The sequence below is a fragment of the Paenibacillus sp. OT2-17 genome (assembly GCF_009827695.1).
Lineage (GTDB): Bacteria > Bacillota > Bacilli > Paenibacillales > Paenibacillaceae > Paenibacillus > Paenibacillus polymyxa_B.
Map to the genome: position 1 here is coordinate 1 of NZ_WUDQ01000646.1, position 1,964 is coordinate 1,964.

1 protein-coding gene is annotated in these 1,964 nt (G+C 49.7%); it reads right to left on the reverse strand.

Translation table 11 applies throughout. The features are described from left to right. On the reverse strand, positions 1-1,964 hold a 1,964-nt coding region (gene fdhF / locus GRP75_RS25655; protein ID WP_160790741.1), incomplete at both ends, for a formate dehydrogenase subunit alpha.

Genomic DNA, 1,964 nt, shown 5'->3' on the forward strand with positions numbered 1-1,964 from the left:
TCAGCGGTCAGCTCGTTGCATGCTCCAACCCACCAGTGATAGGTCATGTAGGTCGCACCTTGTTGCACACGGTCACTGATTTGTGCCCGTGCCATGATGCGTCCCCGGCGAGAGGATATAGCAACAATTTCGCCATCCAGAATATTCAGATCTGCTCCGTCTTCTGGGCTAATCTGAATAAATCCAGGCTCATCAGACAACTGGCGCAGCGCGCGGCAATTACCAGTCATGGTACGAACGGAATAGTGACCTACCTCACGGACTGTGGACAAGACAAGCGGGTATTTTGCATCCGGTTGTTCTTGTGGTGGACGCCATTCGCAGGCGAATAATCTGCCTTTGCCACTAGGTGTCGAAAATTGATTTCCTTTATATAAATACGGTGTACCTGGATGATCTTCAGTAGGGCAGGGCCATTGCACGCCGCCTTGCTGCTCCATTTTTTGGTAGCTGGCACCGGAGAATAATGGGCTGAGACTGCGCATTTCATCCCAAATTTCTTCTGTGTTTGCATAGGACATAGGATAGCCCATGGCGGTAGCAACCTCGCTAATAATGGCCCAGTCTGGCTTAACATCACCCTGTGGCTCAACGGCCTTACGGATGCGCTGAAAGCCCCGATCTGCCGAAGAATATACGCCGTCATGCTCGCCCCAGGCAGTAGAAGGGAGGATGACATCAGCGTGCAGCGCTGTTTTGTTCATGAAAATATCCTGAACCACGACAAATTCCAATTGGTCTAGGGCTTCACGCAACTCGGCGGCGTTCGGATCACTTTGTACAGGGTCCTCACCGAAAATGTAATAAGCTTTCAGCTTGTTCTCCTTCAGGATGAGGTGTGGTACCTCCGTAAGTGGATAGCCTTTTTTACGTGGCAGCTCAACACCCCATGCTTTTTCAAACTTTTTGCGAGCTGTGTTGTCTGTTACATCCTGATAGCCAGGATACACATTCGGCAAAGCGCCCATATCACAGGACCCCTGTACATTGTTTTGTCCCCGTACTGGTCCGATACCCACATTCGGCTTGCCCAAATTTCCAGTCAACAGTGCAAGGGAAGCGAGCCCCTTTACCACATCAACGGCCTGTGAAAATTGACATACGCCCATTCCGTACAAAATTGTAGCGGTAGGGGCCTTTGCATATTCCCTCATAGCCGCCCGGATATCGGCCGCCTTGACCCCCGTAATGCCTTCCGCATATTCGGGAGTATATTTTTTAATGCTGTCTACGTATTCGGCAAAGCCTTCTGTGTTTGCTTCAACATATCGTTTGTCGTACAGTTCTTCATGCACAAGTACATGACCAAAAGCGTTCACCAAAGCCATGTTCGAACCGCCCTTTAAGGGTAGCCACATATTCGAAATACGAGCTGTTTCGGTCATGCGCGGATCGCATACAATAATTTTGGCGCCTCTTTGCTTGGCAGCTACAATGCGTCTTGCGACGATCGGATGTGTTTCGGGTGCATTATATCCAAACACGAAAATGAGATCAGAGTGTTCAATTTCAGGAATAGAGTTGGACATAGCTCCATCTCCGAGCGAGTAAGTCAAACCTGCCACAGAAGGGCCGTGGCATACACGAGCGCAATGATCAATATTGTTCGTGCCAATGACCGCCCGCATGAACTTTTGCATGACATAATTGGCTTCATTTCCCGGACCGCGTGCGGAGCCCGTTCCCATGATAGAGTCGGGTCCGTATTTTTCCTTAATTGCTGACAGCCGTTCGGCAGTATATTGAATGGCTTCTTTCCACTCCACTTCCTCCATTACTCCATTTTTGCGAATCATGGGTTTGCGCAAGCGTGCAGTCAGAATTTGCGGGTCATTCAAAAAATCCCATCCATAGTGTCCTTTCAGACACAGCGTTCCTTCATTCGTACGACCACCAGCCGGCTCTGCGCCAATTACCTGTCCTTTTTCCACCAGCAAATGAAGCTGACAACCGCTCCCGCAGTA